Genomic DNA, 26,565 nt, shown 5'->3' with positions numbered 1-26,565 from the left:
TCAGACCGGGAAATCCTCATCCGGCTCATGCCGGAGAGCGGTGGCCGCGAGCTGCTCGTTGAGCAGCTTGGCGATCTCGTCCGGTCGCTCGGCTCGGCGCAGCTTGCGGAGAAGGGTCGGCTCGCGCAGGACGCGGCACATTTCCGCCATGGTGCCGAGCAGGGCCTTGGTCGCGGTCTTGGGCCAGAGGAACAGGACGACCAGATCGACCGGCTCGCCGTCGCGCGCGTCGAACTCGATCGCGCGCCGCAGGCGAGCGAAGAGAACGACCGGCCGCTCCGCCTCCTGAAGCTGCGCGTGCGGAAGGGCCACCCCCTTCCCGAGCGCGGTGGAGCCGAGCTCCTCCCGCGTCGCCAAGGCGTCCAGGATCTCGCTCTCCGGCAGCTGGAGGCGGCTTGCCGCCTCCCCCGCCAGCAGGTCCAGGAGATCGTGCTTGTTCTGCGCCTCGACTCCGAGACGAATGTCCGAGGACGAGAAATCGTACATCACGGCCGGCATCATAGCGTCCTTGTACCTCCGCAGGCTAGCTCGCGGTCCGCTGCGTTCGGCGCTCTCCGGGGCCGGTGCGCGTGACGCGCCGGTCGAAGCGCCGCCGCGCTTTGGCCCTCGGGGCTTACCTCTCCAGCCGGACCGCTCCGTTCGGGCCGATACCCTCCGGGACCGGCACGTCGGTATCGCCGTAGCGCGTGTTCAGGACGAGGTTGGGTCCCTGCAGGAGTTCGAGGCGCTTGGTCACGATGGCGGTGTATTCCGACTGGTCGGCGACGGACTGGTTCGCGCTGATGCTGAAAATCCCCTTCGGGATGTAGATCGTTCCGACGAGCCGGCGCGCCATGTCCGACAAGACCTCGAAGCGGCGGTCCGGCGGGGCGTTGCGGTCCTCGTGGATCAGCAGGCCGGCCATCGGTCCGTCCCTGGGAGCGGTGAGCTCGACCACCGAATCCTTCATGAACTTGAGCACGCGGGTCTTTCCGTCGGCTTCCGGCTTCACGGTCCCCGTGAAGTAGATTCCGACGTTGTTGCCGCGGAGAAAGCCCTTGTTGGCGGCTCCGCCACCTCCCTCGTCGTCATCATCATCATCATCGTCGTCGTCGTCACCGCCGCCCCTGGCCAAGCCGCCCGGCCCGACGATGAGAGGCCCGTCCTTGATGACGTAGATTCCCGGCAGCATAGTCACCTGGGCGCCCTTGTCGATGACGAGGCCGCCGCAATAGGTCCCCGGCAGAAGCGTCCTGGTCAGTCTTTCCAGGCGCAGCAGAGACGTGAACAGGCAGGACCCGACCGGCGGCGGCGGACGCTCCACGAGCGGGTCGGGTACCTTCGGGCAGTCCGTCATCGGCGCGGAGGGCTGGAAGTTCAACGAACTCGACTGCCGGTATCCGCCCGCCGAGCAGGTGAGCTTCGAGGTCAGCTGCGCGTTGTTTTCCGACCTGACCGCCACCGGGTTGACCGAGTTCGCATAGACGGAGCAGTTCGGCGCTGCGAGCTTCGCCCGGTCGGCAAGCCTGATCGTGTCGGCCGCGCTCTCGTCCAGGCCGATGACGCAGATTTGCGTTCCGTTGCTGACGAGAGCGACGCTGTCGACGACGATGTCGGTGAGAGCGGGCGTGACGAGCCGGCTCATGATCGCGTTCTTGCGCTGGCTCAGCGTCACCTGCACGCCGCGCCTCGCCGATGCGGCGCCCGCCGAGGGGCTGGTGCCGGTCGGCTGCGCACCGAGCCGCTTGGTCACGACCGAGACCGGTCCGTCCCCGCGCCCGCGGTGGATCTTGCTCTCGACATAGCCCGACACGATCGCGTGGAGCCGTGCGTCGTCGGGCTTTCCGAGCTGCAGCTCCCGCGTGGCCGCCAAGGCGGCGCCGTCCGCCGCCTGCTGCAGCTTGGCCGCCTGGTTCGTCCAGGTCGCATAGTCGACGGCCACGCCGACGAAGCCGAACATCATGGGGGCGCCCAGTCCGACAAGGAGGAGAACGCCGCCGCTTTGATCGCCGAAGCGTGTCAAGGACGCACGAAGCTGCTCGAACAAGGACCAGATCCGCTCACGATTGCGGCCCGAGCCTTTCAGCAAACATCTAAGAAGCGGTATGCGGAATGATGGAGCCTGGACCGACGCAAGTATCCGGCGCTTCGTCCGGACCGCCGTGCCTCTCCGGTCACCTGCTGCCGTCCGGTGCCCGGAGATGGTCGACCAGCATCTTCGTCGAGGGCGACAGCGAGGCGTAGCCGCGCAGGCAGATCGTGAGGTCGCGCGCGGCCCAGGGATCCGCGAGCGCCACGATGCGGATCGCGGCGGATTTCTGGGCGCGTCGGGCGGTCGTCTCCGGGATGATGCCGAGGCCGACGCCCGCCTCCACGAGCCGGCAGACGCCGTCGAAGCTCCTGAGCTGGACTCGCAGCCGGATCGTGCGGCCGAGCGCGGCCGCCTTGGCGGACAGGAAGCGCTGCAGGGCGCTGGACCGGTCGAGGCCGACGAGGTCGTGATCGAGCACCTCGGCGAAGTCGACGCCGTCCCGCTCCGCGAGGGGATGCGAGGGGCCGGTCACGACCACGAAGCGATCGGATCGGAACGGAAAGGTCTCGAGGGCGCCCGTCTGCACCGTCCCGGCCACGATCCCGATATCCGCGACCCCCTCGGCCACGAGCCCGACGATCTCGTCCGAAAGCCGCTCCTCCAGCACCACCGAGATGCGCGGATGGGCGGACAGGAAGGCGCCGAGCGCGTCGGGGAGGAATTCGAGGATCGCGTTGGTGTTCGACAGGAGCCGGATCTCGCCCGCGCTGCCGCCCGCGAAGGCGCCCAGATCCTCGCGCATACGCTCAGCCTGGGTCAGCATGGTGCGGGCGTGCTGGAGCAGGATGCGGCCTGCCGCCGTCGGCGTGACGCCGCTGCGGCCGCGCAGGAGGAGGGCCGCCCCGAGATGCCCCTCCATGGCGCGGATCCGGGCCGAGGCCGCGGCGAGCGCGAGATGCGCGCGCTCCGCCCCTGCCGTGATCGAGCCGGCCTCCACCACGTGGCGGAACAGGTTCAGGTCCTTCAGGTCGAAATGAAACATGGGCTTCGCCGTTCGCGAAGGCTATTTTCGGTGATTCAGGATTGCACGCCTGCCAGAAGCGGTTCAATGGCTTCGTGCATGACGAAGGTAGAATTGTTTCAATGATGGTCGCGGGCGTGATCGCGGCCGCCACGCTCTTCCTCTGGGCGAGCGCGCTGGTGCCGGAGATCGTGGCGACGCTCGGCTTCTTTGCGGCCGCGACGCTCGCGAAGCTCGCGCCGCCCGCGACAATCTTTTCCGGCTTCGCCTCCTCCGCCTTCTGGCTCGTGCTCTCCGGCCTCGTGGTCGGGGCCGCGATGACCCGGACCGGCCTCGGCGCGAGGATGGCGCGCGGTCTCGCGCGGCCGCTCTCCGGATCCTACCCGATCTTCATCGGCGGCCTCGTGGCGCTCGCCTTCGCGCTCGCCTTCGTGATGCCGTCCAACCTCGGCCGCGTCGCCCTTCTCGTCCCGATCGTGCTGGCGCTCTCCGACGAGCTCGGGCTCGCCCCCGGCAGTCCCGGCCGGTCGGGGGCGGTCCTCGCTGTGGGCGTCGCGACCCCCATCCTCTCCGCCGCGATCCTGCCCGCGAACGTGCCGAACCTCGTGATGGCGGGCGCGGCCGAGACGCTGCACGGCGTCGTGCTGCGATACCTGCCCTACCTCGTCCTGCATGCTCCGGTCCTGGCGCTCGTGAAGGGCGCGCTGCTCGTCGGTCTGATCTGCCGGCTCTTTCCGGACCGCGTGACGCGCCATGCGGGCGATGGGAGCTCCCGGCCCTGGTCGGCGGAGGAGCGGCGGCTGGCACTCGTGCTCGCGGCGACCCTGCTCCTGTGGGTGACCGACAGCCTGCATGGCATCCAGCCGGCCTGGATCGGTCTTGCGGCCGCGGTCGTCTGCATCCTGCCGCGCATCGGCGTGCTGCCGGCGGAAGCCTTCAGCCAAGTGAACCTGCGCATCTGCTTCTATATTGCGGGTGTGATCGGGCTGATCGCAGTGGTCACCGAATCGGGGCTTGCCGGCGTGATCGGCCGCGCGCTCCTGTCCGTCGCGCCGCTTGCGCCGGGCGCGGTCGCGCAGAACTTCGCGGCGCTCGTCGGCATCTCGACCGCGCTGACGCTGGCGGTCACGGCGAACGGAGCACCGGCGCTCTATACGGCCCTCGCCGGCGACCTTGCGGGCGCGACCGAGCTTCCCCTCCTGACGGTGCTGATGATCCAGGTAGTCGGCTTCTCGACCGTCTTTCTCCCCTACCAGGCGCCGCCTATCGTCGTCGCCTCGGAGCTGGGCGGCGTGCCGATGGCCCAGGCGGCCCGTCTGACGCTCGCCTTCGGGGCGACCTCGCTCGTCCTCGTGGCCCCGCTCGCCTATGGCTGGTGGCGGGTGATCGGAGCCCTGCCATGAGCTGCGGCGCAGCACCCGGCAGCATAACTGGCATGTGGTCGACCAGGCACTTGCCGCGTTGCAGCACCTCCGGGGCTCCGTTAGGAACGCTTCCAAACTCGACCCGTTCTCACTCTAAGTTCCGGAGTCCCTGATGGCCGACGCGAAAGCCCAGGCTGCGCGCGATGTGCCGAGGCCGCTCTCGCCGCATCTCCAGATCTACCGCTGGACCTGGACGATGGCGATGTCGATCTTCCACCGCGCGACGGGCAGCGCCCTCTATATCGGCACCGTCCTCGTCGCGGTCTGGCTGCTTGCGATGGCCTCGGGGCCCGCGGCCTACGACCGGGTGTCGTGGTTCTTCGGCACGCCGATCGGGCTGCTGGTCATGTTCGGCTATACCTGGGCGCTGATGCATCACCTGCTCGGCGGGGTGCGCCACCTCGTCTGGGATTTCGGCCACGGCATGGAGCCGGGCACGCGCATGCAGATGGCGCGGTTCACCCTGATCGGCTCGGTGACGCTCACGGTCCTGATCTGGGTCGTGGCGCTTCTGACGCGCTGAGGACGAGACATATGGCAGACAACAGGGCCGATACGCGCGTCGACATGCGCACCCCGCTCTCGCGGGTGAAAGGGCTGGGTGCCGCCCACCACGGGGTCGAGCATTGGTGGCTGCATCGCGTCACCGCGATATCCAACATCCCGCTGATCGTGGCCTTCGTGATCATCGTGGCGAACCTTGCCGGGCAGCCCTATCCGGAGGTGATCCGGATCGTCTCCAATCCCTTCGTCGCGCTGCTCCTCGTCCTCTGCGTCGTCTCGGTGACGAACCACATGCGCCTCGGCATGCAGATCATCATCGAGGATTACGTTCACGACCGTGGCTGGAAGATCGTCTCGGTGATCGCGAACAACTTCTTCGCGGCGGTGATCGCCGCGGCCTGCCTGTTCTCCATCCTGAAGATCAGCTTCGGCCGCGTCCCGCTGCCCTAAACGACCGACCTGAGACCCATGCCGTCATTGCGAGCGAAGCGAAGCAATCCAGAGGCGCCGGCGCTTCGGATGGATTGCTTCGTCGGCTTCGCCTCCTCGCAATGACGAAGGAGCACTGAGATGGCCACCAACGGCTCAGCCACGAACGGCAACGGGGCCGCCGCCCCGAAGATCAACGGCGACGCCTACCCGATCATCGACCACACATTCGACGTGGTGGTGGTAGGCGCGGGCGGCGCGGGACTGCGCGCGACGGTCGGCTGCTCCCAGGCCGGCCTGCGCACCGCCTGCATTACGAAGGTGTTCCCGACGCGCTCGCATACGGTCGCGGCGCAGGGCGGCATCTCGGCCTCGCTCGGCAACATGGGTCCGGACGATTGGCGCTGGCACATGTACGACACCGTGAAGGGGTCGGACTGGCTCGGCGACCAGGACGCGATCGAGTACCTCGTCCGCAACGCGCCCGCGGCCGTCTACGAGCTCGAGCATTGGGGCGTGCCGTTCTCCCGGACGGAAGAAGGCAAGATCTACCAGCGGCCCTTCGGCGGCATGACGACCGAGTTCGGCAAGGGCATCGCACAGCGCACCTGCGCGGCGGCCGACCGGACCGGCCACGCCATCCTGCACACGCTGTACGGCCAGGCCGTCCGCAGCCAGACGAACTTCTTCATCGAATATTTCGCCATCGACCTGATCATGGACGAGGAAGGCCGCTGCCGCGGCGTCGTCGCCCTGAACATGGCGACCGGCGAGATCCACCGCTTCCGGGCCTCGATGACGATCCTGGCGACGGGCGGCTACGGGCGCGCCTATTTCTCGGCGACCTCCGCCCATACCTGCACGGGCGACGGCAATGCCATGGTGCTGCGCGCCGGCCTGCCGCTCGAGGACATGGAATTCGTGCAGTTCCACCCGACCGGCATCTACGGCTCGGGCTGCCTGATCACCGAGGGCTCCCGCGGCGAGGGCGGCTATCTCACGAATTCGGAGGGCGAGCGCTTCATGGAGCGCTACGCCCCGTCCGCGAAGGACCTGGCCTCGCGCGACGTCGTCTCGCGCTCCATGACGATGGAGATCAGGGCGGGCCGCGGCGTCGGCAAGAACAAGGACCACATCTACCTGCATCTCGATCATCTCGACCCGAAGATCCTGCACGAGCGCCTGCCCGGCATCTCGGAGAGCGCCAAGATCTTCGCTGGGGTCGACGTCACCAAGGAGCCGATCCCGGTCATCCCGACCGTCCACTACAACATGGGCGGGGTGCAGACGAATTATCACGGCGAGGTCGTCACGCTTCAGGGCAACAACCCCGACCACATCGTGCCCGGCCTGATGGCGATCGGCGAGGCGGCCTGCGTCTCCGTGCACGGCGCGAACCGGCTCGGCTCGAACTCGCTGATCGACCTCGTCGTGTTCGGCCGTGCGGCGGGGCTGCGCTGCGCCGAGATCGTCGAGGCGAACGGCAAGCATCCCGACCTGCCGAAGGACTCCGCCGACAAGGCGCTCGCCCGCCTCGATCGGGCGCGCCACGCCAGCGGCGGCACGCCGACGGCGGTGCTCCGGGACAGGATGCAGCGCACCATGCAGAACAACTGCGCCGTCTTCCGCACCGGCGAGGTGCTGGAGGAGGGCAGGGGTCTCATCCACGACGTCTGGCGCGGCGCCGCCGACATCCGCGTCACGGACCGCTCGCTCGTCTGGAACACGGACCTGATCGAGACGCTCGAATTCGAGAACCTCATCCTGCAGGCCGTCGTGACGATGGAATCCGCCGCCAACCGCAAGGAATCGCGCGGCGCCCATGCCCGCGAGGACTTCCCGGACCGCGACGACCAGAACTGGATGAAGCACACCCTGGCCTGGGTCGACGAGACGACGCACGAGGTGAAGATCGACTACCGCCCGGTGCACACCTACACGATGTCCAACGACATCTCGTATATCGAGCCCAAGGCGAGGGTGTATTAGTCCGTGGCTATGGCTTCCAGACCATCTATCGGACACAACAGCCGGACAGGGGGGCGCGTGTACGCGATCGTTTTCGATCTCGACACAGAGACGCTGAAGCAGCTCTATCCGAACTCGTCGTGGAATAACGCTTACGCCGATGTGAGGAATTACCTCACTTCGCGCGGGTTCGAGTGGAAGCAGGGCAGCGCCTATTTTGGCGATGACACGGTTGATGCCGTTCGTTGCGTGCGCGTCGTCCAGCGCCTCGCGAAGCGTTATCCTTGGTTCAAACCGGCTGTCCGAGATATCCGGATGCTGAGAATTGAGGAGAACAACGATCTCCTTTCTGCCCTCGACGACGAGGACGAGGATTAATGGCCCAGTTCACGCTTCCCAAGAACTCCAAATACACGGAGGGCAGGAAATGGCCTCGCCCGGACGGCGCCAAGCGCGTCCAGGAGTTCCGCATCTACCGCTGGAATCCGGATGACGGGCAGAACCCGCGCATCGACACCTATTATGTCGACCGCGACGATTGCGGGCCGATGGTCCTCGACGCGCTGCTCTGGATCAAGAACAAGGTCGATCCGACGCTGACTCTCCGCCGCTCCTGCCGCGAGGGCATCTGCGGCTCCTGCGCCATGAACATCATGGGCGAGAACACGCTCGCCTGCACGCTCGGCATCGACGATTGCAAGGCGGACGTGATCAAGATCTATCCGCTGCCGCACATGCCGGTGATCAAGGACCTCGTCCCGGATCTCACGAGCTTCTTCGCGCAGCACGCCTCGATCGAGCCCTGGCTGCACACCGAGACGCCGGCGCCCGAGACCGAGTGGCGGCAAACCCCCGAGGAGCGCTCCAAGCTCGACGGCCTCTACGAGTGCATCCTGTGCGCCTGCTGCACGACCTCCTGCCCGAGCTACTGGTGGAACGGCGATCGCTTCCTCGGCCCGGCCGCGCTGCTGCAATCCTATCGCTGGCTCGCCGATTCGCGCGACGAGGCGACGGGCGAGCGGCTGGACAACCTGCACGATCCGTTCCGGCTCTACCGCTGCCATACCATCATGAACTGCGCCAATACCTGCCCGAAGGGTCTCAACCCGGCCAAGGCCATCGCCGAGATCAAGAAGATGATGATCGCCCGCGCGGTCTAGCCGCTCGCACGACGGCTGTCGTCATCCGCGAAATCCGCTATTCACGGCGCGGCTCCGACCCGACGGATTCGAGGACGGGCCAGATGGGCGGCACAGAATGATCGGTCGGCTAGGGCGCTTTGTCCTCCTCTTGGCGGCTGGGGCAAGTCTCGCGGGCTGCGCGTCGGAGCGGTTCGGCGGCGCGGGCCCTCGCAGCGCGGCTGCGCGGCCGTCGTCCCCGCCAGTCCAGGCCAACGAGCCACCGCCCGTCGAGGCCGTGCCGTCGGGCTCGGTCATCTCCGAGCCGCTCGCGCCGCCGCCAGGCGCAGGCGCTTCGGGTTCGGGCACGGTCGTGGCGGATGTGCCGAGCATGCCGGCGGTGCCCGCCGAACCCGGCACCCGCACCTCTCCGGCCCCGGCCTCTCCCGGCGCGACCCGGTCCGGCCTCGTCGGTACCTATACGGCACGGGACGCGGCCGGTTCGACCTGCCGCATCAGCCTGTCGAGCTCGCCGTCGCTCGACCTCTACAAGGCGTCCTCGGCCGGGTGCCAGAACCGGGATCTCGGCCGCATCACCGCCTGGGACTACCGCGAGGGCGAGGTCTATCTGTATCAGCCGGGCGGCTCGGTGGCCGCGCGGCTGCGGGGCGGGGCCGGCGAGCTCTCCGGCGTGCTCGCGAAATCAGGCGCGCCGCTCACGCTGACGCGCTGAGGCCCGACGTCGGCCCCGAAACGGGACCGATGCCGGGCGGGAGGATCAGCGGGTGCGCCGGAAGCCGCGCTCGCTCCTCGGCGGCACGGCGGGGCTGGCCGGGCCGACGGAGCCGGTGGCCAATCCAGGCTGCAGGTGCTCGCGCCGCTCGCGGTCCTCGTGCATGAACTTGTAGAGCTGCCACTTGGCATGACCTTCGCCGAACATGCCGGAAGGCTCCCGGTAGCTGAAATTCTCGGCCGCGCTCTGCGCGGAGGCAGCCGCGGGCGCGAGCAGGAGCGCCGTCCCGAGCGCGATCATCGTCTTACGCATCTTCGTCTCCCTGGCCGGCACCTCATGCATCCAGCGCCGGACTGATGGCGGTGAGATAGGGTGGCCTGCGTTCGCTGCATGTGCGCTGCCGCACGCAGCGCTTGCTGGTCCGCCGGGAGGCTCGCGTCCGTCGCCCGTTTGCGTTGCAGCGGAGCCGGAGCTAATCGGCTCGGGCAGCGAGATGACACATCCTTTGGCCCCGGGCGCAGTCGCGTCCCGCTACGACGCCCTGGCAAAATCGGGCACGATCGAGAGCGATCCCGCACAGCGGGAGATCGTGCGGTTGCTCGATCGGCTCAGCGCGACCCTCAACAGCCGTCGGCTCGCGCGGAAGTCCAGCTCCCTCGGATGGCTGTTCGGCCAGAAGGCCGAGCCCCTGCCGCGCGGCCTCTACCTCTGGGGCAGCGTCGGCCGCGGCAAGACGATGCTCATGGACCTCTTCTACGAGAGCCTGACCGTGCCGGGGAAGCGGCGCACCCACTTCCACGCCTATATGGCGGAGGTGCATGCGCGAATCCACGACTGGCGCCAGAAGCTGAAGCGCGGCGAGGTCGAGGGCGACGATCCCATCAAGCCCGTCGCGGCGGCCCTCGCCAAGGAGGCGTGGGTACTCTGCTTCGACGAGTTCGCGGTGACCGACATCGCGGATGCCATGATCCTGTCGCGCCTGTTCAGGGCGATGTTCGAGGCTGGCATCGTCGTGGTCGCGACCTCGAACGTGCCCCCGGACGATCTCTACAAGGGCGGACTGAACCGCGCGCTCTTCCTGCCCTTCATCGCGCTGATCGAGGACCGCATGGAGGTCCGCCATCTCGCCGCGAGGACGGATTTCCGGATGGAGAAGATCGGCGAGACACCGACCTACTTCACGCCCGCGGATGCGGCGGCGCGATCGGAGCTGGACAGGCTCTTCGCCCGGCTGACGGGCGGCGTCCGGCCGAAGCCCGCGACGCTGACGGTGCAGGGCCGCGCGGTCGAAGTGCCCGCCCAGGCCATGGGCGTCGCGCGCTTCAGCTTCGCTGATCTGTGCAGCAGGCCGCTCGGGGCCTCGGATTACATCGCGGTCGCGCGGGCCTACCACTCGGTGGTGATCGACGGCATCCCGCGCCTCGGCCCCGAGCGGCGCAACGAGGCCAAGCGCTTCATCACGCTGATCGACGTGCTCTACGAGAGGCACGTCAAGCTCTTCGCCTCCGCGGAGGCGGAGCCCGACGAACTCTACCGCGCGGACCAGGGCACCGAGGCCTTCGAGTTCGCCCGCACCGTCTCGCGCCTGCACGAGATGCGCTCGCGCGACTACCTCGCCCTGCCGCGCGGCCGCGGCCACGCCGTCTCGGGCGACACGACGGGTCTCGTGGAAACGTAGAAGGCCGCGGCGCAGGGGTGCGCCGCGGCCGATGAACCTGACGGATCCTAGTTCTGGCCGGCCGGGACGGAGCTGGCCTTCGCGGGCTGGGACGCGTTGCCGGCTCCCGCCGGATTGTTGGAGATGGTGCCGGCACCGGTGCCTTCGGTCCGGACGCTGCCGGTGGCGCCGGGGCCGGAATTCACGGCACCCGGTCCGCCGGGATTGACGACGGTCGGTGCGGTGGCGTTCGGCGCCGTGGCCGGCGGATAGGTCGTGGTCTGCGCCAGGGCCGGGCCGGTCAGCAGGACGGCGGCGGCCAGAATCTTGAGTTTCATGCTCTGCTCCGAAGATAAGGGTCGAGACCGGAACGGGAAGCCCGTCGCTGCAGACAATTTCCGCCCTCTCGAATCGTTCCCGGACAAATCAAGCTTGGCCGTTACTTCATCTATACATCCTGAGTTGCTCCCGGATCCGTGTTCGGGCCGGAGATGAGTTCTATCCACCGCACGCCCGGCTGTCGTCCGGAGCGCACCGTCTGAAACCGGGCCGCGCCCGTCGCCCACACTCCTTGCTTGATGACCCGGTGGTTCTGAGTCACAGAGGCGCCGCTGCCGGGGCTCCGGCTCCGCGCTCCCCTTCCAAGGAATCCGTCATGGCTCGTAAGAAGATCGCGCTCATCGGCGCCGGACAGATCGGCGGCACGCTCGCCCATCTCGTCGGCCTGAAGGAGCTCGGCGATGTCGTCCTGTTCGACATCGCGGAAGGCATTCCGCAGGGCAAGGGTCTGGACATCGCGGAATCGGCGCCCGTCGACGGCTTCGATGCCCGATATGTCGGCGCGAACGACTACGCGGCGATCGAGGGGGCGGACGTCGTCATCGTCACGGCCGGCGTGCCGCGGAAGCCCGGGATGAGCCGCGACGACCTCCTCGGCATCAATCTCAAGGTCATGGAAGCCGTCGGCAACGGCATCAAGCAATATGCCCCGAACGCCTTCGTGATCTGCATCACCAATCCGCTCGACGCGATGGTCTGGGCGCTGCAGAAGTTCTCGGGGCTGCCCACGCACAAGATCGTCGGCATGGCGGGGGTGCTGGATTCCGCCCGTTTCCGCCACTTCCTGGCCGACGAGTTCAAGGTCTCTGTCAAGGATGTCACCGCCTTCGTGCTCGGCGGGCATGGCGACGACATGGTCCCGCTCGTGCGCTACTCGACCGTGGCCGGGATCCCGCTGCCCGACCTCGTCAAGATGGGTTGGACGACGCACGAGCGCATCGCTGCCATGGTCGAGCGCACCCGCAAGGGCGGGGGCGAGATCGTGAACCTGCTGAAGACCGGCTCCGCCTTCTACGCCCCGGCGGCCTCCGCCATCGCGATGGCGGAGAGCTACCTGAAGGACCAGAAGCGCGTCCTGCCCTGCGCGGCCTATCTGAACGGCGAGTACGACATCCGCGGCCTGTTCATCGGCGTGCCGGTCGTGATCGGCGAGGGCGGCATGGAGCGGATCCTCGAGGTCGAGATGTCGAAGGAGGAGCGCGAGATGTTCGCCAAGTCCGTCGCCTCGGTCCAGGGTCTCGTCGAAGCCTGCAAGGGCATCAACGGGTCGCTCGCGGCCTGACGGGGGCGGATATCGCGGCCGCATGCCGGTCTGCGGCCAAGCTACTTACGCCGGCTTCAAGCGTTGGTATACATAATGCCAACCGAGGCTGACTTTCGGGATAGGTTGAGGCGAGGGCAGGGCGGATGAACATTCACGAGTACCAGGGCAAGGCGGTCCTGAAGGAGTTCGGGCTCCCCGTCTCCAAGGGGCGGGCGATCTTCTCCCCGGACGAGGCCGAGGCCGCCGCGCGCGAGCTGGGCGGCCCGCTCTGGGTCGTGAAGAGCCAGATCCATGCCGGCGGACGCGGCAAGGGCAAGTTCAAGGAGGCGGCGGCCGGCGAGAAGGGCGGCGTGCGGCTCGCGAAGTCCGTCGAGGAGGTGAAGGAATTCGCCCGGCAGATGCTCGGCAACACCCTCGTGACGCTCCAGACGGGCCCGGCCGGCAAGCAGGTCAACCGCCTCTATATCGAGGAGGGCTCGGATATCGCCTCCGAGTTCTACCTGTCGCTCCTCGTCGACCGTGAGACGGGCCGCGTCGCCTTCGTCATATCGACCGAGGGCGGCATGGATATCGAGCAGGTCGCGCACGATGCGCCGGAGAAGATCCTGACCTTCGCGGTCGATCCGGCGACGGGGGTCATGCCGCATCACGGCCGCGTCGTGGCCAAGGCGCTCGGCCTCACGGGCGACCTCGCCAAGGAGGCGACGGACGTCATCTCCAGGCTCTACACGGCGTTCCTGGCCAAGGACATGTCGATGCTGGAGATCAACCCGCTGATCGTGACGAAGGACGGCCACCTCCGGGTGCTCGACGCCAAGATATCCTTCGATTCGAACGCGCTCTACCGGCACAGGGACATCGTCGAGCTCCGCGACCTGACCGAGGAGGACGAGAAGGAGATCGAGGCCTCCAAATACGACCTCGCCTATATCGCGCTCGACGGCACGATCGGCTGCATGGTCAACGGCGCGGGCCTCGCGATGGCCACGCTCGACATCATCAAGCTCTACGGCGAGGAGCCGGCGAACTTCCTCGATGTCGGCGGCGGCGCGACCGAGGAGAAGGTCACGGCGGCCTTCAAGATCATCACGGCCGATCCCCAGGTGAAGGGCATCCTGGTCAACATCTTCGGCGGCATCATGAAATGCGACGTGATCGCCAAGGGCGTGATCGCGGCCGTGAAGGCGGTCGGGCTCCAGGTGCCGCTCGTGGTCCGGCTCGAGGGCACGAACGTCGAGCTCGGCAAGCAGATCATCCGCGAGTCCGGGCTGAACGTGATCCCGGCCGACGACCTCGACGACGCGGCGCAGAAGATCGTCGGCGCGGTCAAGAAGGCGGCCTGAGGGGAAAGCAGATGTCCATCCTGATCGACTCCAACACCCGCGTCATCACGCAGGGCTTCACCGGCAAGAACGGCACCTTCCACACCGAGCAGGCGATCGCCTACGGCACGAAGGTCGTGGGCGGCACGAGCCCGGGCAAGGGCGGCTCGACCCATCTCGGCCTGCCGGTCTTCGACACGGTCAAGGAGGCGCGCGAGAAGACCGGCGCCGACGCCTCGGTGGTCTATGTGCCGCCGCCGGGCGCCGCCGACGCGATCTGCGAGGCCATCGACGCCGAGATCCCGCTCATCGTCTGCATCACGGAGGGCATCCCGGTCCTCGACATGGTCAAGGTGAAGCGCTCGCTCTCCGGCTCGAAATCGCGCCTCATCGGGCCGAACTGCCCGGGCATCGTGACGGCCGGCCAGTCGAAGATCGGCATCATGCCGGCCAACATCTTCAAGCCGGGCAATGTCGGCATCGTGTCGCGCTCGGGCACGCTCACCTACGAGGCCGTGTTCCAGACCTCGAACGAGGGTCTCGGCCAGACGACGGCGGTCGGCATCGGCGGCGACCCGGTGAAAGGCACCGAGTTCATCGACATGCTGGAGATGTTCCTGGCGGATCCCAAGACGGAGTCGATCGTCATGATCGGCGAGATCGGCGGCTCGGCCGAGGAGGACGCGGCGCAGTTCATCAAGGACGAGGCGAAGCGCGGCCGCAAGAAGCCGATAGTCGGGTTCATCGCCGGCCGCACCGCCCCTCCCGGCCGCCGCATGGGCCATGCCGGCGCCATCATCTCGGGCGGCAAGGGGGGCGCCGAAAGCAAGATCGAGGCGATGGAGGCGGCCGGAATCCGCGTCTCTCCGTCGCCCGCACGCCTCGGAAAAACCCTGGTGGAGGTCCTAAGGGGCTGAAATTCCGGCTTTCCGGCCCGATATTATGGCCGGGTTCAGATAGTGCTGCTAAAGGCTCGGTCCGGACCGGAATCTCTCCACGGGATCTCGTCGGGCCGCACGCCTGTGCGCCGAGCGTGAGTCCCGCCAGCGGCGGCCGACCCCGAGGCCGCCAGGACGCGTGAAAGCATGTCTCGTCAGGAAATCAACCAGAAGCTCCTCCAGACCGCCTTCCTCTACGGCGGCAACGCCGCCTATATCGACGAGCTCTACGCCCGCTACGAGAAGGATCCGGGCTCGGTCGATCCGGAATGGGCCGCCCTGTTCTCGGGCATGAACGAGGACGCCGCCCTCGTCGAGAAGAACGCGCGGGGCGCCTCCTGGCAGAAGCCGAACTGGCCCGTGCCGATGAACGGCGAGCTCGTCTCCGCCCTCGACGGCAACTGGGCGCAGATGGAGAGCGCCGTCGGCGAGAAGATCCGGACCAGGTCCGAGGCCAAGGGCAAGGCGCTCTCGTCGGAAGAGGTCTTCCAGGCGGCCCGCGACTCCGTCCGGGCCATCATGATGATCCGCGCCTATCGCATGCGCGGGCACCTCAAGGCCGACCTCGACCCGCTCCATCTCGAGCGGCGCGGGCCGGAGGAGGAGCTGCATCCGTCGCATTACGGCTTCACGGAAGCGGACTGGGACCGCCCGATCTTCCTGGACAACGTGCTCGGGCTCGAATTCGGCACCATCCGCGAGATCGTCGCGATCCTCGAGCGGACCTACTGCCAGACGCTCGGCGTCGAGTTCATGCACATCTCCGACCCGGCCGAGAAGGCCTGGATCCAGGAGCGCATCGAAGGCCCGCACAAGGAGATCAGCTTCACGGCCGAGGGCAAGCGCGCGATCCTGAACAAGCTCGTGGAGGCGGAAGGCTTCGAGAAGTTCCTCGACCTCAAATATACCGGCACCAAGCGCTTCGGGCTCGACGGCTCCGAGGCCATGATCCCGGCCCTCGAGCAGATCATTAAGCGCGGCGGCGCGCTCGGCGCCAAGGAGATCGTCATCGGCATGGCCCATCGCGGCCGCCTCAACGTCCTCTCCAACGTCATGTCGAAGCCCTTCCGGGCGATCTTCCACGAGTTCAAGGGCGGATCCTACGCTCCCGAGGAGGTCGAGGGCTCGGGCGACGTGAAGTACCATCTGGGCGCCTCTTCCGACCGGAGCTTCGACGGCAACAACGTCCACCTCTCGCTGACGGCCAATCCCTCCCATCTCGAGATCGTCGACCCGGTCGTGCTGGGCAAGGTGCGGGCCAAGCAGGACCAGCACAACGACGCTCCGGAGAGCCGCACCTCCGTGATCCCGCTCCTGATCCATGGCGACGCGGCCTTCGCGGGCCAGGGCGTCGTCGCGGAGTGCCTCGGGCTCTCGGGCCTGAAGGGCCACCGGACCGGCGGCTCCATCCACTTCATCATCAACAACCAGATCGGCTTCACGACGAACCCGCGCTTCTCGCGCTCCTCCCCCTATCCGTCCGACGTCGCCAAGATGGTCGAGGCGCCGATCTTCCACGTGAACGGCGACGACCCGGAGGCCGTGGTCTTCGCCGCGAAGGTCGCGACCGAGTACCGGCAGAAATTCCACAAGCCGGTCGTCATCGACATGTTCTGCTACCGGCGCTTCGGCCACAACGAGGGCGACGAGCCGGCCTTCACGCAGCCCAAGATGTACCGGATGATCCGGTCGCATCCCACGACGCTCGACATCTACGCCAAGAAGCTCGTGGCCGAGGGCACCGTCTCGGAAGCCGATGTCGAGGGCATGCGGGCCTCCTTCCGGGCCAGGCTCGACGCGGAGTTCGAGTCCGCCCAGGGCTACAGGCCCAACAAGGCCGACTGGCTCGACGGCCGCTGGGCAGGCCTCAAGGCGGTCCGGGAGCATGACGACGACCCGCGCCGCGGGGAGACCGCGGTCGATGCCGCCACCCTGCGCGAGATCGGCGCGAAGCTCTGCGAGGTGCCGAAGGGCTTCAACCTCCACCGCACCATCGGCCGCTTCCTCGAGAACCGCCGCAGGATGATCGAGACGGGCGAGGGGATCGACTGGGCGACCGCGGAGGCGCTGGCCTTCGGCTCCCTTCTGGTCGAGGGGCATCCGGTGCGCCTCTCGGGGCAGGACGTGGAGCGCGGGACCTTCTCCCAGCGCCATTCGGTGCTGATCGATCAGGAGAACGAGGACCGCTACACGCCGCTCAACCATCTCCGCACCGGGCAGTCGCGCTACGAGGTCATCAATTCGATGCTCTCGGAGGAGGCGGTGCTCGGCTTCGAATACGGCTACTCGCTTGCGGAGCCGAACGCGCTCGTCCTCTGGGAGGCGCAGTTCGGCGACTTCGCCAACGGGGCGCAGGTCGTGGTCGACCAGTTCATCTCGTCCGGCGAGCGCAAGTGGCTGCGCATGTCCGGCCTGGTGATGCTCCTGCCGCACGGCTACGAGGGGCAGGGGCCGGAGCATTCCTCGGCACGCCTGGAGCGCTACCTGCAGATGTGCGCCGAGGACAACATGCAGGTCGCCTATTGCTCCACGCCGGCGAACTACTTCCACATCCTCCGCCGGCAGCTGAAGCGCGAATTCCGCAAGCCGCTTATCCTGATGACGCCGAAGTCTCTGCTGCGGCACAAGCGCTGCGTGTCGCGCCTGGACGAGCTCGCGACGGGGTCGAGCTTCCACCGGGTCCTCTGGGACGACGGGACCCGCGTTGCGGACGAGAAGATCCGCCGCGTGATCATCTGCACCGGGAAGGTCTATTTCGACCTGCTGGAGGAGCTCGAGAAGCGGGGCGTCGAGGACGTCTATCTTCTCCGGGTCGAGCAGCTCTACCCGGTGCCGCTGAAAGCGCTGGCGGCCGAGATCTCGCGCTTCCCGAATGCGGACGTCGTCTGGTGCCAGGAGGAGCCCAAGAACATGGGGTCCTGGACCTTCATCGAGCCCTATCTCGAATGGGTGCTCGCCCAGGCGAAGTCGAAGGTGAGCCGTCCGCGCTATGCCGGTCGGGCCCCCTCCGCGGCCACCGCGACGGGCCTCATGTCCAAGCACCAGGAGCAATTGCGGGCGTTCCTGGAGGACGCCATCGCGGGCTGAGCCCGGCGGGGCGGGGCGGGCGCACCGCGCGTCCGCCTTACTTCTTCCTCACCCGAATGGCTGCTCCGCCCGGATGCGAAAGCCGCGTGACGGCGGGCCGCTCCCGCACTAGATACGGGGCCGACCATCCGACGCAGGTCCGTCCTGCGGGCAATCCAACCCGGCCGCTCCGCGGCCGCCTCGAGAAGGACGCCGCTTCCGGCGCAACGACATGCCAACCGACATCACAGTCCCGACGCTGGGCGAGTCCGTGACCGAGGCCACGATCGGCCGCTGGTTCAAGAAGCCAGGCGATCCCGTGAAGGCGGATGAGCCCCTGGTCGAACTCGAGACGGACAAGGTCACGCTCGAGGTGAACGCGCCGGCCTCCGGCACGCTCGGCGACATCGTCGCCAAGGACGGCGAGACCGTGGGGCCGGGCGCGGTCCTGGGCTCCATCGTCGAGGGCGGGGCAGCCGCGGGCGCCGCACCGGCCGCAAAGCCCGCGGAGGCCAGGACGCCGGCGGGGGCGCCGAAGCAGGATGCGCCCAAGCCAGCCTCCGCCCCGGCCCAGCAGCCCGCGAAATCCCCCGTCTCCTCGCCGAACGGCCCGGCCGTCGGCCGCATCGCGGCCGAGACCGGGCTCGATCCGGCGAATGTCGCCGTCACCGGCAAGGACGGCCGGGTGACGAAGGGCGACATGCTGGCGGCGCTCCAGGGCGGACCGGTCGGGGTCGCGGCGCAAGCGCCCGCGCCCGTACAGCTCCGGGCCCCCTCCGCGCCGGACGATGCCTCCCGCGAGGAGCGCGTCCGCATGACCAAGCTCCGCCAGACCATCGCGCGCCGGCTGAAGGACGCCCAGAACATCGCGGCGATGCTCACGACGTTCAACGACGTCGACATGGGCGCCGTGATGAAGCTCCGCTCGCAATACAAGGACGTGTTCGAGAAGAAGCACGGTGTGAAGCTCGGCTTCATGGGCTTCTTCACCAAGGCCGTCGTGCAGGCTCTGAAGGAATTGCCGGCCGTCAATGCCGAGATCGACGGCCAGGACATCATCTACAAGAACTACTACCACATCGGCATCGCGGTCGGGACGGACAAGGGCCTCGTCGTGCCCGTGGTGCGCGATGCCGACCAGCTCTCGATTGCCGAGATCGAGAAGGCCATTGCGGGATTCGGCAAGAAGGCGCGCGATGGCCAGCTCAAGATCGAGGAGATGCAGGGCGGCACCTTCACGATCACCAATGGCGGGATTTACGGCTCGCTCATGTCGACCCCGATCCTGAACGCCCCGCAATCCGGCATCCTCGGCATGCATCGGATCGAGGAGCGGCCCGTCATCCGCGGCGGCCAGATCGTGGCCCGGCCGATGATGTATCTCGCCCTGTCCTACGACCACCGGATCGTCGACGGGAAGGAGGCCGTGACCTTCCTGGTGCGCATCAAGGAGGCCCTGGAGGATCCGGCGCGGCTCGTCCTCGATCTCTGATCGGCCCTTGGCTCGACTGGAGACAGCGCTTGAGGCGGCAGGCGCGGAGCACCTGGTGATCGGTCGTCTCCTGATTGGCGGCATTCAGGCCTGTCGTGCACAAGCCAATCAGCCCGGGTACGACATCTTGGCGCTGAACCGTGCCGGGACGTCCTCAACTCGCATCCAGGGGTGGCGAGACTTGAAGCGCCTCGTCGTGACGCTTGGCACCTGATCTCTGAGGTTCTGGTAGCCTGATGCCGACGATTGCGGTCATCGACGGCGTTCGGATTATGATCCATCTTAACGACCATTTGCCCCCTCATCTCCACGCCGTCTTCGCTGGGTCGGAGGCACAGGTCTCGATCGCCACGGGGGAGGTCCTGCATGGCTCGCTGCCGCGGGCAAAGACGAGGGCCGTGCAGGAGTGGTTGGCTGCCAATCGTGAGCAGGTCGCCTATATGTGGGCGGAGATCAGGGCCAAGCGGAATCCGGGAGGGTTTTCGGAATGAGGCCGCATCGGATCGCTGCCGTCGAGGTTGTTCGATATCCCGTGCTACGCATCACCTTCGATGACGGGCTCAGTGGGGAATACGATCTGTCGGAAGCCATTGCTCAAGGGCCAATTTATGCTCCTCTGAAGAACGAAACCTTCTTCAGAACCGTCTCTGTGGGGTCGCATGGCCACACATTCGGCTGGAACCTCGACGTGCTCGGGGAGGAGATCGACTTCTGTCCGGATGCGGCGCGCATAAAGATCGAGACCGATCTCGTTGAGGAACTAGCCGCGCGCTACAAGGCTCGGCGCACCGCGGCCGAATGAGCTGAACAAGGAAAGTGATGTCCTACGATCTCGTCGTCATCGGCACCGGCCCCGGCGGGTATGTGTGCGCCATCCGGGCGGCGCAGCTCGGCCTCAAGACCGCCGTGGTGGAGAAGCGGGCGACGCATGGCGGCACCTGCCTGAATGTCGGCTGCATCCCGTCGAAGGCGCTGCTGCATGCCTCCGAGCTCTTCGCGGAGGCGCGCGACCATTTCTCCGATCTCGGGATCGAGGTCCCGGCCCCGAAGCTCGACCTTGCGAAGATGATGGCCTTCAAGGACGAGGGCGTCTCCGGGAACGTGAAGGGCGTCGAGTTCCTCCTGAAGAAGAACAAGATCGACACCTTCCACGGCCGGGGCTGCATCAAGGCGCCGGGCCAGGTCGAGATCACGGCCGAGGACGGCTCGAACCAGCTCATCGAGACCAAGAACATCGTCATCGCGACGGGTTCCGAGGTGGCGCCGCTGCGCGGGATCGAGATCGACGAGAAGGTCGTCGTGTCGTCAACGGGGGCGCTCGAGCTCGCGAGCGTGCCGAAGCGGCTGGTCGTGGTGGGCGCGGGCGTGATCGGGCTCGAGCTCGGCTCGGTCTGGCGCCGGCTCGGCGCCGAGGTGACCGTCGTCGAGTTCCTCGACCGCATCCTGCCCGGCATGGACGACGAGGTCGCCAAGCAGTTCCAGCGCATCCTCGGCAAGCAGGGCTTCGCCTTCAGGCTCGCCTCCAAGGTGACGAAGGTCGAGACCTCCGGCGGCGGCGCGAAGGTCACGGTCGAGCCGGCGCAGGGCGAGGGCACGCCCGAGGTGCTGGACGCGGACATCGTCCTCGTCGCGACTGGCCGTGTACCCTACACCGAAGGTCTCGGACTGGAGCATGCAGGCGTCCGGACCGACCCGAAGGGCCGGGTCGAGGTCGACGCCCATTTCTCGACCAACGTCACCGGCATCTACGCGATCGGGGACGTCATCGCGGGCCCGATGCTCGCCCACAAGGCCGAGGACGAGGGCATGGCGGTTGCCGAGATCATCGCCGGCAAGGCGGGCCACGTGAACTACGACGTGATCCCGAGCGTGGTCTACACCTTCCCGGAGATCGCTTCCGTGGGCAAGACCGAGGCCGAGCTGAAGGCGGCCGGCATCGGCTACAATGTCGGCAAGTTTCCCTTCACGGCCAATGGCCGCGCCAAGGTGAACCGCACCACCGACGGATTCGTGAAGATCCTGGCGGATGCCGGAACGGATCGCGTGCTCGGGGTTCATATCCTCGGGGCGGATGCCGGGACCATGATCGCGGAGGCTGCGGTCGCGATGGAGTTCGGCGCCTCGTCGGAAGACATCGCCCGGACCTGCCACGCCCACCCGACCCTGAACGAGGCCGTGAAGGAAGCGGCGCTCGCGGTCGACAAGCGCCCGATCCATATGTGAGGGCTGCGGCGGGCGGGCAGCTTCAGCCGATCCGCCGCATCGTCGCCGGCGCGAGCGGGTTGTCGGCGATGGCGGCCGCGTCGGGCGCGTCGACAGCAGGCTGTCCGGTGAAGGCGTCCCACAGGCGCCGGATGGCGTGCTCCGGCACGTCGTCCACGATCAGGACGAGGCGGGTGCGCCGGTCCCCGTCCGGCCAGGCGGGCAGCAGGCCGGCCACGTGCAGGACGTGCTGAACGCCCTGGATGAGGATGGGCTTGCCGGGGCTCTCGGCGACGTCCACCAGCCCCTTCAGCCGCAGGATGCGCGGCCCGAAGCTCGACCGGACGAGGTCGAGGAACATGTCGAGGGCGCTCTGCCCGACCGGCTTCTCGGCCGTGAGCACGAAGGAGCGGATATGCTCGTCGTGCCGGCTCGCGTCGCCATGGTGGTCGTGGTGGTGGTGACCGTGTCCGTGATGGTGATGATGGTGGTTGCCGGGACGTCCGGCCTCGACCTCTTCCGCTCGCAGCCAGCTGCGGACGTCGGCGATCTTCCCTTCCGGGTCGAAGACGCCGTCGCCGATCACCGTCCGGGCATCCGCCTCGCCGTGAACCGCGGTCACGATCTCGGCCGCGGGGTTCAGGGCGCGCAGCCGCGCCCGCAAGCCGTCGAGCTGTGCCCGATCCTGGACCAGGTCCGTCTTCGTCAGCACGATCCGGTCCGCCACCGCGGCCTGGCGGAGCGCCTCGGGCCGCGCGGCGAGCGTGCCGTCTCCGAGCAGCGCATCCACGACCGTCACCACGGCGCCAAGCGCGTAGCGCCGCGACAGATAGGGGTGGTAGAGCACCGCCCCGAGCACGGGTGCCGGATCGGCGAGGCCCGTCGTCTCGATGACCACGCGGCGGAACGGGGCGATGCGGCCGTTGTCGCGCTTGCGCAGGAGGTCCTCGAGCGTCTGGACGAGGTCGCCGCGGACGGTGCAGCATAGGCATCCGGCGGAGAGGAGGACCAGCCCGTCCTCCACCTTCTCCACGAGCAGGTGGTCGAGCCCGACCTCCCCGAACTCGTTGACGATCACCACCGTGTCCGCGAGCGCCGGGTCGCGGAGCAGGCGGTTGAGCAGGGTGGTCTTGCCGGCCCCGAGATAGCCGGTGAGCACCGTGAGCGGGATGGGGGCCGGGCGCGCTTCGGGCTGCATGCCCCCTATCTAGGACGGCCGGCCGCGTCAGGCCATCGCGCTATTGCGCGGCAGCCCGCTTCTCCGATGCGCTCGCGGCCGTTTCCGGCCGGCGGGCGGGCTTCGCCACCGGCCGAGGCTTGGCCTTCGCGTCCCTCCTGAGCTCGACGCCGTCGAGCGCGGCGGCCGGCAGGGCCGGCTTGGCCCTGATCTGGCCGTGGCCGGGCTTGGCCTTCGCCCCGGCCCCGACCGCCCCGAGCTTCGGCTTCGCGTCCGCTGCGGGCTTGGCCTGCAGGTTGCCCGAGAGCGCCGAGCGGGATGCCGGACTCGGGCCGCTGCGGAGGGTGGTGACCGCGGCGCCTTCGCCCGGATTGGTTCCGGCGACCGGCGGCGTCAGCGAGGCGGCGGCCGCGACCGGCTCGAGGTTGCGGCCGCGCACACGCTTCGACTGCACGGGCTTTGCGGCGATCGCGACGGGCTTGGCCTTGGTCTTTCCGTCCTCGTCCGCGACGGTGCCCGGCGTGGCGCCGAGCCAGATCGGCACGGGCTCGAACTCGACGCGCGGGCCGAGCGAGGTGCGCCCGCCCAGGGACCTCGCCGCACCCGCGGAGGCGACAGAGAAGGTGCTCGGCGAGAACAGCGAGGCGATCGGGTTGTCGGCATTGCCGCCCGGGGCCGCCGCGACGACGGCGGTCTCGTCATCCTCCTGCGGCTGGCGCTTGTTCGGACCGCAGATCACGGACCGCATGTTCGGCGGGGACATCAGAGGCGAGGGCGGAAGCTGATCGACCGTCTGCATCGCCCAGCCCGAGGACGCGAAGCCGTGATCGAAGAGATCCGCGGCGCGCAGGTCGCGCTCGCGCGCGGACGGATAGCCCATCACGACCGCGATCAGGCGGCGCCCGTTCTGGGTCGCGGTGGCCACGATGTTGAAGCCGCCCATGCAGATGAAGCCGGTCTTCATCCCGTCGGCGCCGGGATAGCGGCCGAGCATGCCGTTGTGGTTGCGGATGATCTTGCGTCCGAGCTTGAGCGCGCCGATCCGGAACAGGTCCTCGTGCTCCGGGAATTCGTGGATCAGCGCGCGGGCCAGGATCGCCATGTCGCGCGCCGAGGTCTGCTGCCGCTCGTCCGGGAGGCCGTTCTGGTTGTACCAGCGGCTCTCGCGCATGCCGAGCCGGCGGGAGGCCTCGTTCATGAGGGCGGCATAGTTCTCGACCGAGCCGGCGAGGTTCTCGCCGATCATCATCGAGACGTCGTTGGCCGACTTCACCATGATGATCCTGAGCGCGTTCTCCAGCGTGAGCTGCGTTCCCGGCTTGAAGCCCATCTTGGAGGGCGGCTCCCTCGTCGCCTCGGGCGACATCGTGAGGAGCGAGTTCATCGAGAATTTGCCCTGGCGCACGAGATCGAGTGCGACATAGGCCGTCATCAGCTTGGTCACCGAGGCCGGGTACCAGGGATCGGTCGCCCGGTCGGCATAGAGGACCCTGCCCGAGGCAGCGTCCACGACCAGGGCGGGAGTGCCCGCCTCGGCCGCGCTCGCGCCGAACAGGGCGAGCGCTGCGGCGAGGAGGAGGACGGCTCGGCGCGCCATACGGTTGTCTCCGTGCGGGGTCTGGCCCGGCATTTTTGAAGGGCGTCTGTCCGATGGGTGCCCGGCCCGGGCGGGCGGGGCGGGTTCGCTTGGAACGCGAACCTTATGGCCGCATAGGTGGCGACAGCAAGGCATCGTAGCGCCTGTACGCAACCCTCGGGCTCCCCCGCATGGACATGTCCCTCCTCTGGGTTCCGGCGACCCTGATCGCCTCGGCCGGCCAGGTCGCCCGCAACACGATGCAGCGCCGGCTGACCGAGAAGATCGGCACGGTCGGCGCGACGCAGGTCCGTTTCCTCTACGGCTTCCCCTTCTCGCTCCTCTTCCTCCTCCTCATGCTGGGCTTCACGGGCGAGCCCCTGCCCCGTCCCGGGCCCGGCTTCGCGGCCTTCATCCTGCTCGGCGCCCTCGCGCAGATCCTGGCGACCGGCCTGATGCTCGCCGCGATGCGGCAGCGCTCGTTCTCGGTGGTGACGGCGCTCATCAAGACGGAGGCGGTCCAGATCGCGGTCTTCGGTCTCGTCTTTCTCGGCGACCGGCTCCCGCCCGTCGCCATCGCGGCGATCGTGCTCGCCACCGCGGGCGTCATCCTGGTCACCTGGTCGCCCCGCACCGCGGGCGACATCAGGACGGGCGGCATCCTGCCCGTCGCGCTCGGCGTCGCGGCCGGCGCGCTCTTCGCCCTCTCGGCCGTCGGCTTTCGGGGCGCGATCCTGAACCTCGAATCCGGTTCGGCCTTCCTCCGCGCCACGACGGCCCTGGCCTGGAGCCTCTTCCTCCAGACCGCGATTCTGGCTCTCTGGCTCCTCCTGTTCGATCGGCCCGCGCTTCTCGGCAGCTTGCGCGAGTGGCGCTCGTCGGTCGGGGCGGGCTTCGTCGGTGCCGCGGCGTCGCAGTTCTGGTTCATCGGCTTCGCCCTGACCGCGGCGGCCAATGTCCGCACCCTCGCGCTCGTCGAGGTGCTCATGGCGCAGGCGGTGTCGCGGCGCGTCTTCGCCCAGAGCGCGACCCCGCGGGAGTTCGCCGGGATGGGGCTCATCGTGCTCGGCGTGCTAGGGATCCTGCTGACCGCCCATTGACGCTTGAACGGAAGCCCGAATGGGCGCATATGCGCCTAACTAGCCGGAGGAGAGACCATGCAGCCCGCGATCGTCGGTTGGGCCCATACCCCGTTCGGGAAGCACGATGCCGAGACGGTCGAAAGCCTGGTCGTCCGCGTGACGAACGAGGCGCTCGACCATGCCGGGATCGGCCCCGAGGATGTGGACGAGGTCTTCCTCGGCCATTTCAACGCCGGCTTCTCCCCGCAGGATTTCACCGCCTCGCTCGTCTTCCAGGCCTCGGACGCGTTCCGCTTCAAGCCGGCGACCCGCGTGGAGAACGCCTGCGCGACCGGCTCGGCCGCGGTTCACCAGGCGCTGAAGACGATCGAGGCGAAGCGCGCCCGCGTCGTGCTCGTGGTCGGCGTCGAGCAGATGACCCGCACCCCGCCGGCCGAGATCGGGAAGAACCTCCTGCGCGCGTCCTACCTCGCCGAGGACGGCGACACTCCGGCCGGCTTCGCCGGCGTGTTCGGGAAGATCGCGGCCTCCTATTTCCAGCGCCACGGCGACCAGTCGGACGCGCTTGCGCTGATCGCGGCGAAGAACCACCGCAACGGCGTCCAGAATCCCTATGCGCAGATGCGCAAGGATCTCGGCTTCGAGTTCTGCCGGGCCGAGTCGGACAAGAATCCCTTCGTGGCCGGCCCGCTGAAGCGGACCGACTGCTCGCTCGTCTCCGACGGGGCGGCGGCGCTCGTCATCGCGGATGGGGAGACGGCCGAGTCGATGCGGCGTGCGGTGGCGTTCCGGGCCACGGCGCATGCGCAGGACTTCCTCCCCATGTCCAAGCGGGACATCCTGAAGTTCGAGGGCTGCGCGGAGGCCTGGAAGCGGGCGCTCGCCGCCGGCGGCATCGCGCTGGACGACCTCTCCTTCGTCGAGACGCATGACTGCTTCACCATCGCCGAGCTCATCGAATACGAGGCGATGGGCCTGACGCCGGAGGGGCAGGGCGCCCGGGCGGTCAAGGAGGGCTGGACCGAGAAGGACGGCAGGCTGCCCGTGAACCCGTCCGGCGGCCTGAAGGCCAAGGGTCACCCGATCGGCGCGACGGGGGTGTCCATGCACGCGCTTTCGGCCATGCAGCTCTGCGGCGAGGCCGAGGGCATCCAGGTGCCGGACGCGAAGCTCGCCGGGATCTTCAACATGGGCGGCGCCGCGGTCGCGAACTACGTCTCGATCCTCGAGCGGGTCCGGTAG

The 26,565-nt window shown here is 68.1% G+C and carries 25 protein-coding genes; 18 read left to right on the top strand and 7 right to left on the bottom strand.

The features are described 5' to 3' along the window. From HJG44_RS18995 to HJG44_RS18985, 3 genes are all read right to left on the bottom strand, one after another. Complete coding sequence (locus HJG44_RS18995; protein ID WP_210261219.1) at window positions 1-501, bottom strand: PTS sugar transporter subunit IIA; 501 nt, start codon at window positions 499-501, stop codon at window positions 1-3. A gap of 112 nt (window positions 502-613) precedes the next feature. Further along, on the bottom strand, window positions 614-2,002 hold the full coding sequence (locus HJG44_RS18990) for a pilus assembly protein TadG-related protein (RefSeq protein WP_281411543.1): 1,389 nt from the start codon (window positions 2,000-2,002) through the stop codon (window positions 614-616). A gap of 151 nt (window positions 2,003-2,153) precedes the next feature. Beyond that, on the bottom strand, window positions 2,154-3,053 hold the full coding sequence (locus HJG44_RS18985) for a LysR family transcriptional regulator (protein ID WP_171219885.1): 900 nt from the start codon (window positions 3,051-3,053) through the stop codon (window positions 2,154-2,156). Between the two features lie 101 nt (window positions 3,054-3,154). Between HJG44_RS18985 and HJG44_RS18980 the strand changes: the two genes are divergently transcribed. From HJG44_RS18980 to HJG44_RS24290, 7 genes are all read left to right on the top strand, one after another. Next, window positions 3,155-4,435: an SLC13 family permease gene (locus HJG44_RS18980; protein ID WP_171219884.1), complete on the top strand. Its 1,281-nt coding sequence runs from the start codon at window positions 3,155-3,157 to the stop codon at window positions 4,433-4,435. Between the two features lie 133 nt (window positions 4,436-4,568). Continuing rightward, window positions 4,569-4,979, top strand: a complete 411-nt coding sequence (gene sdhC, locus HJG44_RS18975; protein WP_171219883.1) for a succinate dehydrogenase, cytochrome b556 subunit — start codon at window positions 4,569-4,571, stop codon at window positions 4,977-4,979. Between the two features lie 11 nt (window positions 4,980-4,990). Further along, the gene (sdhD, locus tag HJG44_RS18970) at window positions 4,991-5,410 is read left to right on the top strand and encodes a succinate dehydrogenase, hydrophobic membrane anchor protein (protein ID WP_171219882.1); all 420 of its coding nucleotides are present in this window, start codon (window positions 4,991-4,993) and stop codon (window positions 5,408-5,410) included. Window positions 5,411-5,530: 120 nt separating this feature from the next. Further along, a complete protein-coding gene (sdhA, locus tag HJG44_RS18965; protein ID WP_171219881.1) occupies window positions 5,531-7,378 on the top strand; it encodes a succinate dehydrogenase flavoprotein subunit in 1,848 nt (615 codons plus the stop codon). A gap of 57 nt (window positions 7,379-7,435) precedes the next feature. After that, entirely contained in the window at window positions 7,436-7,735 is a 300-nt protein-coding gene (locus HJG44_RS18960) for a virulence factor (protein ID WP_171219880.1), read from the top strand. Beyond that, window positions 7,735-8,517 (top strand): succinate dehydrogenase iron-sulfur subunit, encoded by a 783-nt coding sequence (locus HJG44_RS18955; RefSeq protein ID WP_171219879.1) that lies wholly within the window; start codon window positions 7,735-7,737, stop codon window positions 8,515-8,517. The genes HJG44_RS18960 and HJG44_RS18955 overlap by 1 nt, the downstream gene beginning before the upstream one ends. A gap of 349 nt (window positions 8,518-8,866) precedes the next feature. After that, on the top strand, window positions 8,867-9,208 hold the full coding sequence (locus HJG44_RS24290) for an AprI/Inh family metalloprotease inhibitor (RefSeq protein ID WP_346767206.1): 342 nt from the start codon (window positions 8,867-8,869) through the stop codon (window positions 9,206-9,208). A gap of 45 nt (window positions 9,209-9,253) precedes the next feature. Here HJG44_RS24290 and HJG44_RS18945 read toward each other — a convergent pair whose 3' ends face one another. Beyond that, on the bottom strand, window positions 9,254-9,520 hold the full coding sequence (locus tag HJG44_RS18945; protein WP_171219877.1) for a hypothetical protein: 267 nt from the start codon (window positions 9,518-9,520) through the stop codon (window positions 9,254-9,256). A gap of 181 nt (window positions 9,521-9,701) precedes the next feature. On the opposite strand from HJG44_RS18945, the gene zapE reads away from it, so the two are divergent. Beyond that, entirely contained in the window at window positions 9,702-10,886 is a 1,185-nt protein-coding gene (gene zapE, locus HJG44_RS18940) for a cell division protein ZapE (RefSeq protein ID WP_171219876.1), read from the top strand. A 47-nt stretch (window positions 10,887-10,933) separates the two neighbouring features. Here zapE and HJG44_RS18935 read toward each other — a convergent pair whose 3' ends face one another. Next, window positions 10,934-11,203, bottom strand: coding sequence for a hypothetical protein (locus HJG44_RS18935; RefSeq protein ID WP_171219875.1), 270 nt, complete (start codon window positions 11,201-11,203; stop codon window positions 10,934-10,936). Between the two features lie 317 nt (window positions 11,204-11,520). Between HJG44_RS18935 and mdh the strand changes: the two genes are divergently transcribed. From mdh to lpdA, 8 genes are all read left to right on the top strand, one after another. Further along, entirely contained in the window at window positions 11,521-12,486 is a 966-nt protein-coding gene (mdh, locus tag HJG44_RS18930; RefSeq protein WP_171219874.1) for a malate dehydrogenase, read from the top strand. Window positions 12,487-12,611: 125 nt separating this feature from the next. Continuing rightward, on the top strand, window positions 12,612-13,811 hold the full coding sequence (gene sucC, locus HJG44_RS18925; protein ID WP_171219873.1) for an ADP-forming succinate--CoA ligase subunit beta: 1,200 nt from the start codon (window positions 12,612-12,614) through the stop codon (window positions 13,809-13,811). Window positions 13,812-13,822: 11 nt separating this feature from the next. Beyond that, the gene (gene sucD / locus HJG44_RS18920) at window positions 13,823-14,707 is read left to right on the top strand and encodes a succinate--CoA ligase subunit alpha (RefSeq protein WP_171219872.1); all 885 of its coding nucleotides are present in this window, start codon (window positions 13,823-13,825) and stop codon (window positions 14,705-14,707) included. A gap of 168 nt (window positions 14,708-14,875) precedes the next feature. Then, entirely contained in the window at window positions 14,876-17,815 is a 2,940-nt protein-coding gene (locus HJG44_RS18915) for a 2-oxoglutarate dehydrogenase E1 component (RefSeq protein WP_171219871.1), read from the top strand. Between the two features lie 211 nt (window positions 17,816-18,026). Then, window positions 18,027-19,286: a 2-oxoglutarate dehydrogenase complex dihydrolipoyllysine-residue succinyltransferase gene (gene odhB / locus HJG44_RS18910; RefSeq protein ID WP_171219870.1), complete on the top strand. Its 1,260-nt coding sequence runs from the start codon at window positions 18,027-18,029 to the stop codon at window positions 19,284-19,286. Between the two features lie 236 nt (window positions 19,287-19,522). After that, window positions 19,523-19,777 carry a DUF4160 domain-containing protein gene (locus HJG44_RS24475; RefSeq protein ID WP_171219869.1) on the top strand — a complete coding sequence of 85 codons (255 nt, stop codon included), beginning with the start codon at window positions 19,523-19,525 and terminating at the stop codon, window positions 19,775-19,777. A 41-nt stretch (window positions 19,778-19,818) separates the two neighbouring features. Continuing rightward, window positions 19,819-20,088, top strand: coding sequence for a DUF2442 domain-containing protein (locus HJG44_RS18900; RefSeq protein ID WP_346767205.1), 270 nt, complete (start codon window positions 19,819-19,821; stop codon window positions 20,086-20,088). Window positions 20,089-20,105: 17 nt separating this feature from the next. Further along, window positions 20,106-21,509: a dihydrolipoyl dehydrogenase gene (lpdA, locus tag HJG44_RS18895; protein ID WP_171219867.1), complete on the top strand. Its 1,404-nt coding sequence runs from the start codon at window positions 20,106-20,108 to the stop codon at window positions 21,507-21,509. Window positions 21,510-21,531: 22 nt separating this feature from the next. On the opposite strand, the gene HJG44_RS18890 is transcribed toward lpdA, so the two are convergent. Together HJG44_RS18890 and HJG44_RS18885 are read right to left on the bottom strand one after the other, a co-directional pair. After that, window positions 21,532-22,686, bottom strand: a complete 1,155-nt coding sequence (locus HJG44_RS18890; protein WP_171219866.1) for a CobW family GTP-binding protein — start codon at window positions 22,684-22,686, stop codon at window positions 21,532-21,534. 40 nt (window positions 22,687-22,726) lie between these two features. Further along, complete coding sequence (locus HJG44_RS18885; RefSeq protein ID WP_171219865.1) at window positions 22,727-24,262, bottom strand: D-alanyl-D-alanine carboxypeptidase family protein; 1,536 nt, start codon at window positions 24,260-24,262, stop codon at window positions 22,727-22,729. A gap of 170 nt (window positions 24,263-24,432) precedes the next feature. Between HJG44_RS18885 and HJG44_RS18880 the strand changes: the two genes are divergently transcribed. Both HJG44_RS18880 and HJG44_RS18875 read left to right on the top strand, forming a co-directional pair. Then, on the top strand, window positions 24,433-25,341 hold the full coding sequence (locus tag HJG44_RS18880) for a DMT family transporter (protein ID WP_171219864.1): 909 nt from the start codon (window positions 24,433-24,435) through the stop codon (window positions 25,339-25,341). A 57-nt stretch (window positions 25,342-25,398) separates the two neighbouring features. Then, window positions 25,399-26,565, top strand: a complete 1,167-nt coding sequence (locus HJG44_RS18875) for an acetyl-CoA acetyltransferase (RefSeq protein ID WP_171219863.1) — start codon at window positions 25,399-25,401, stop codon at window positions 26,563-26,565.

It is taken from the genome of Enterovirga aerilata (genome assembly GCF_013044135.1).
GTDB classification, from domain to species: Bacteria; Pseudomonadota; Alphaproteobacteria; order Rhizobiales; family Beijerinckiaceae; genus Enterovirga; species Enterovirga aerilata.
This window is presented reverse-complemented; position numbering and strand designations above follow the sequence as displayed.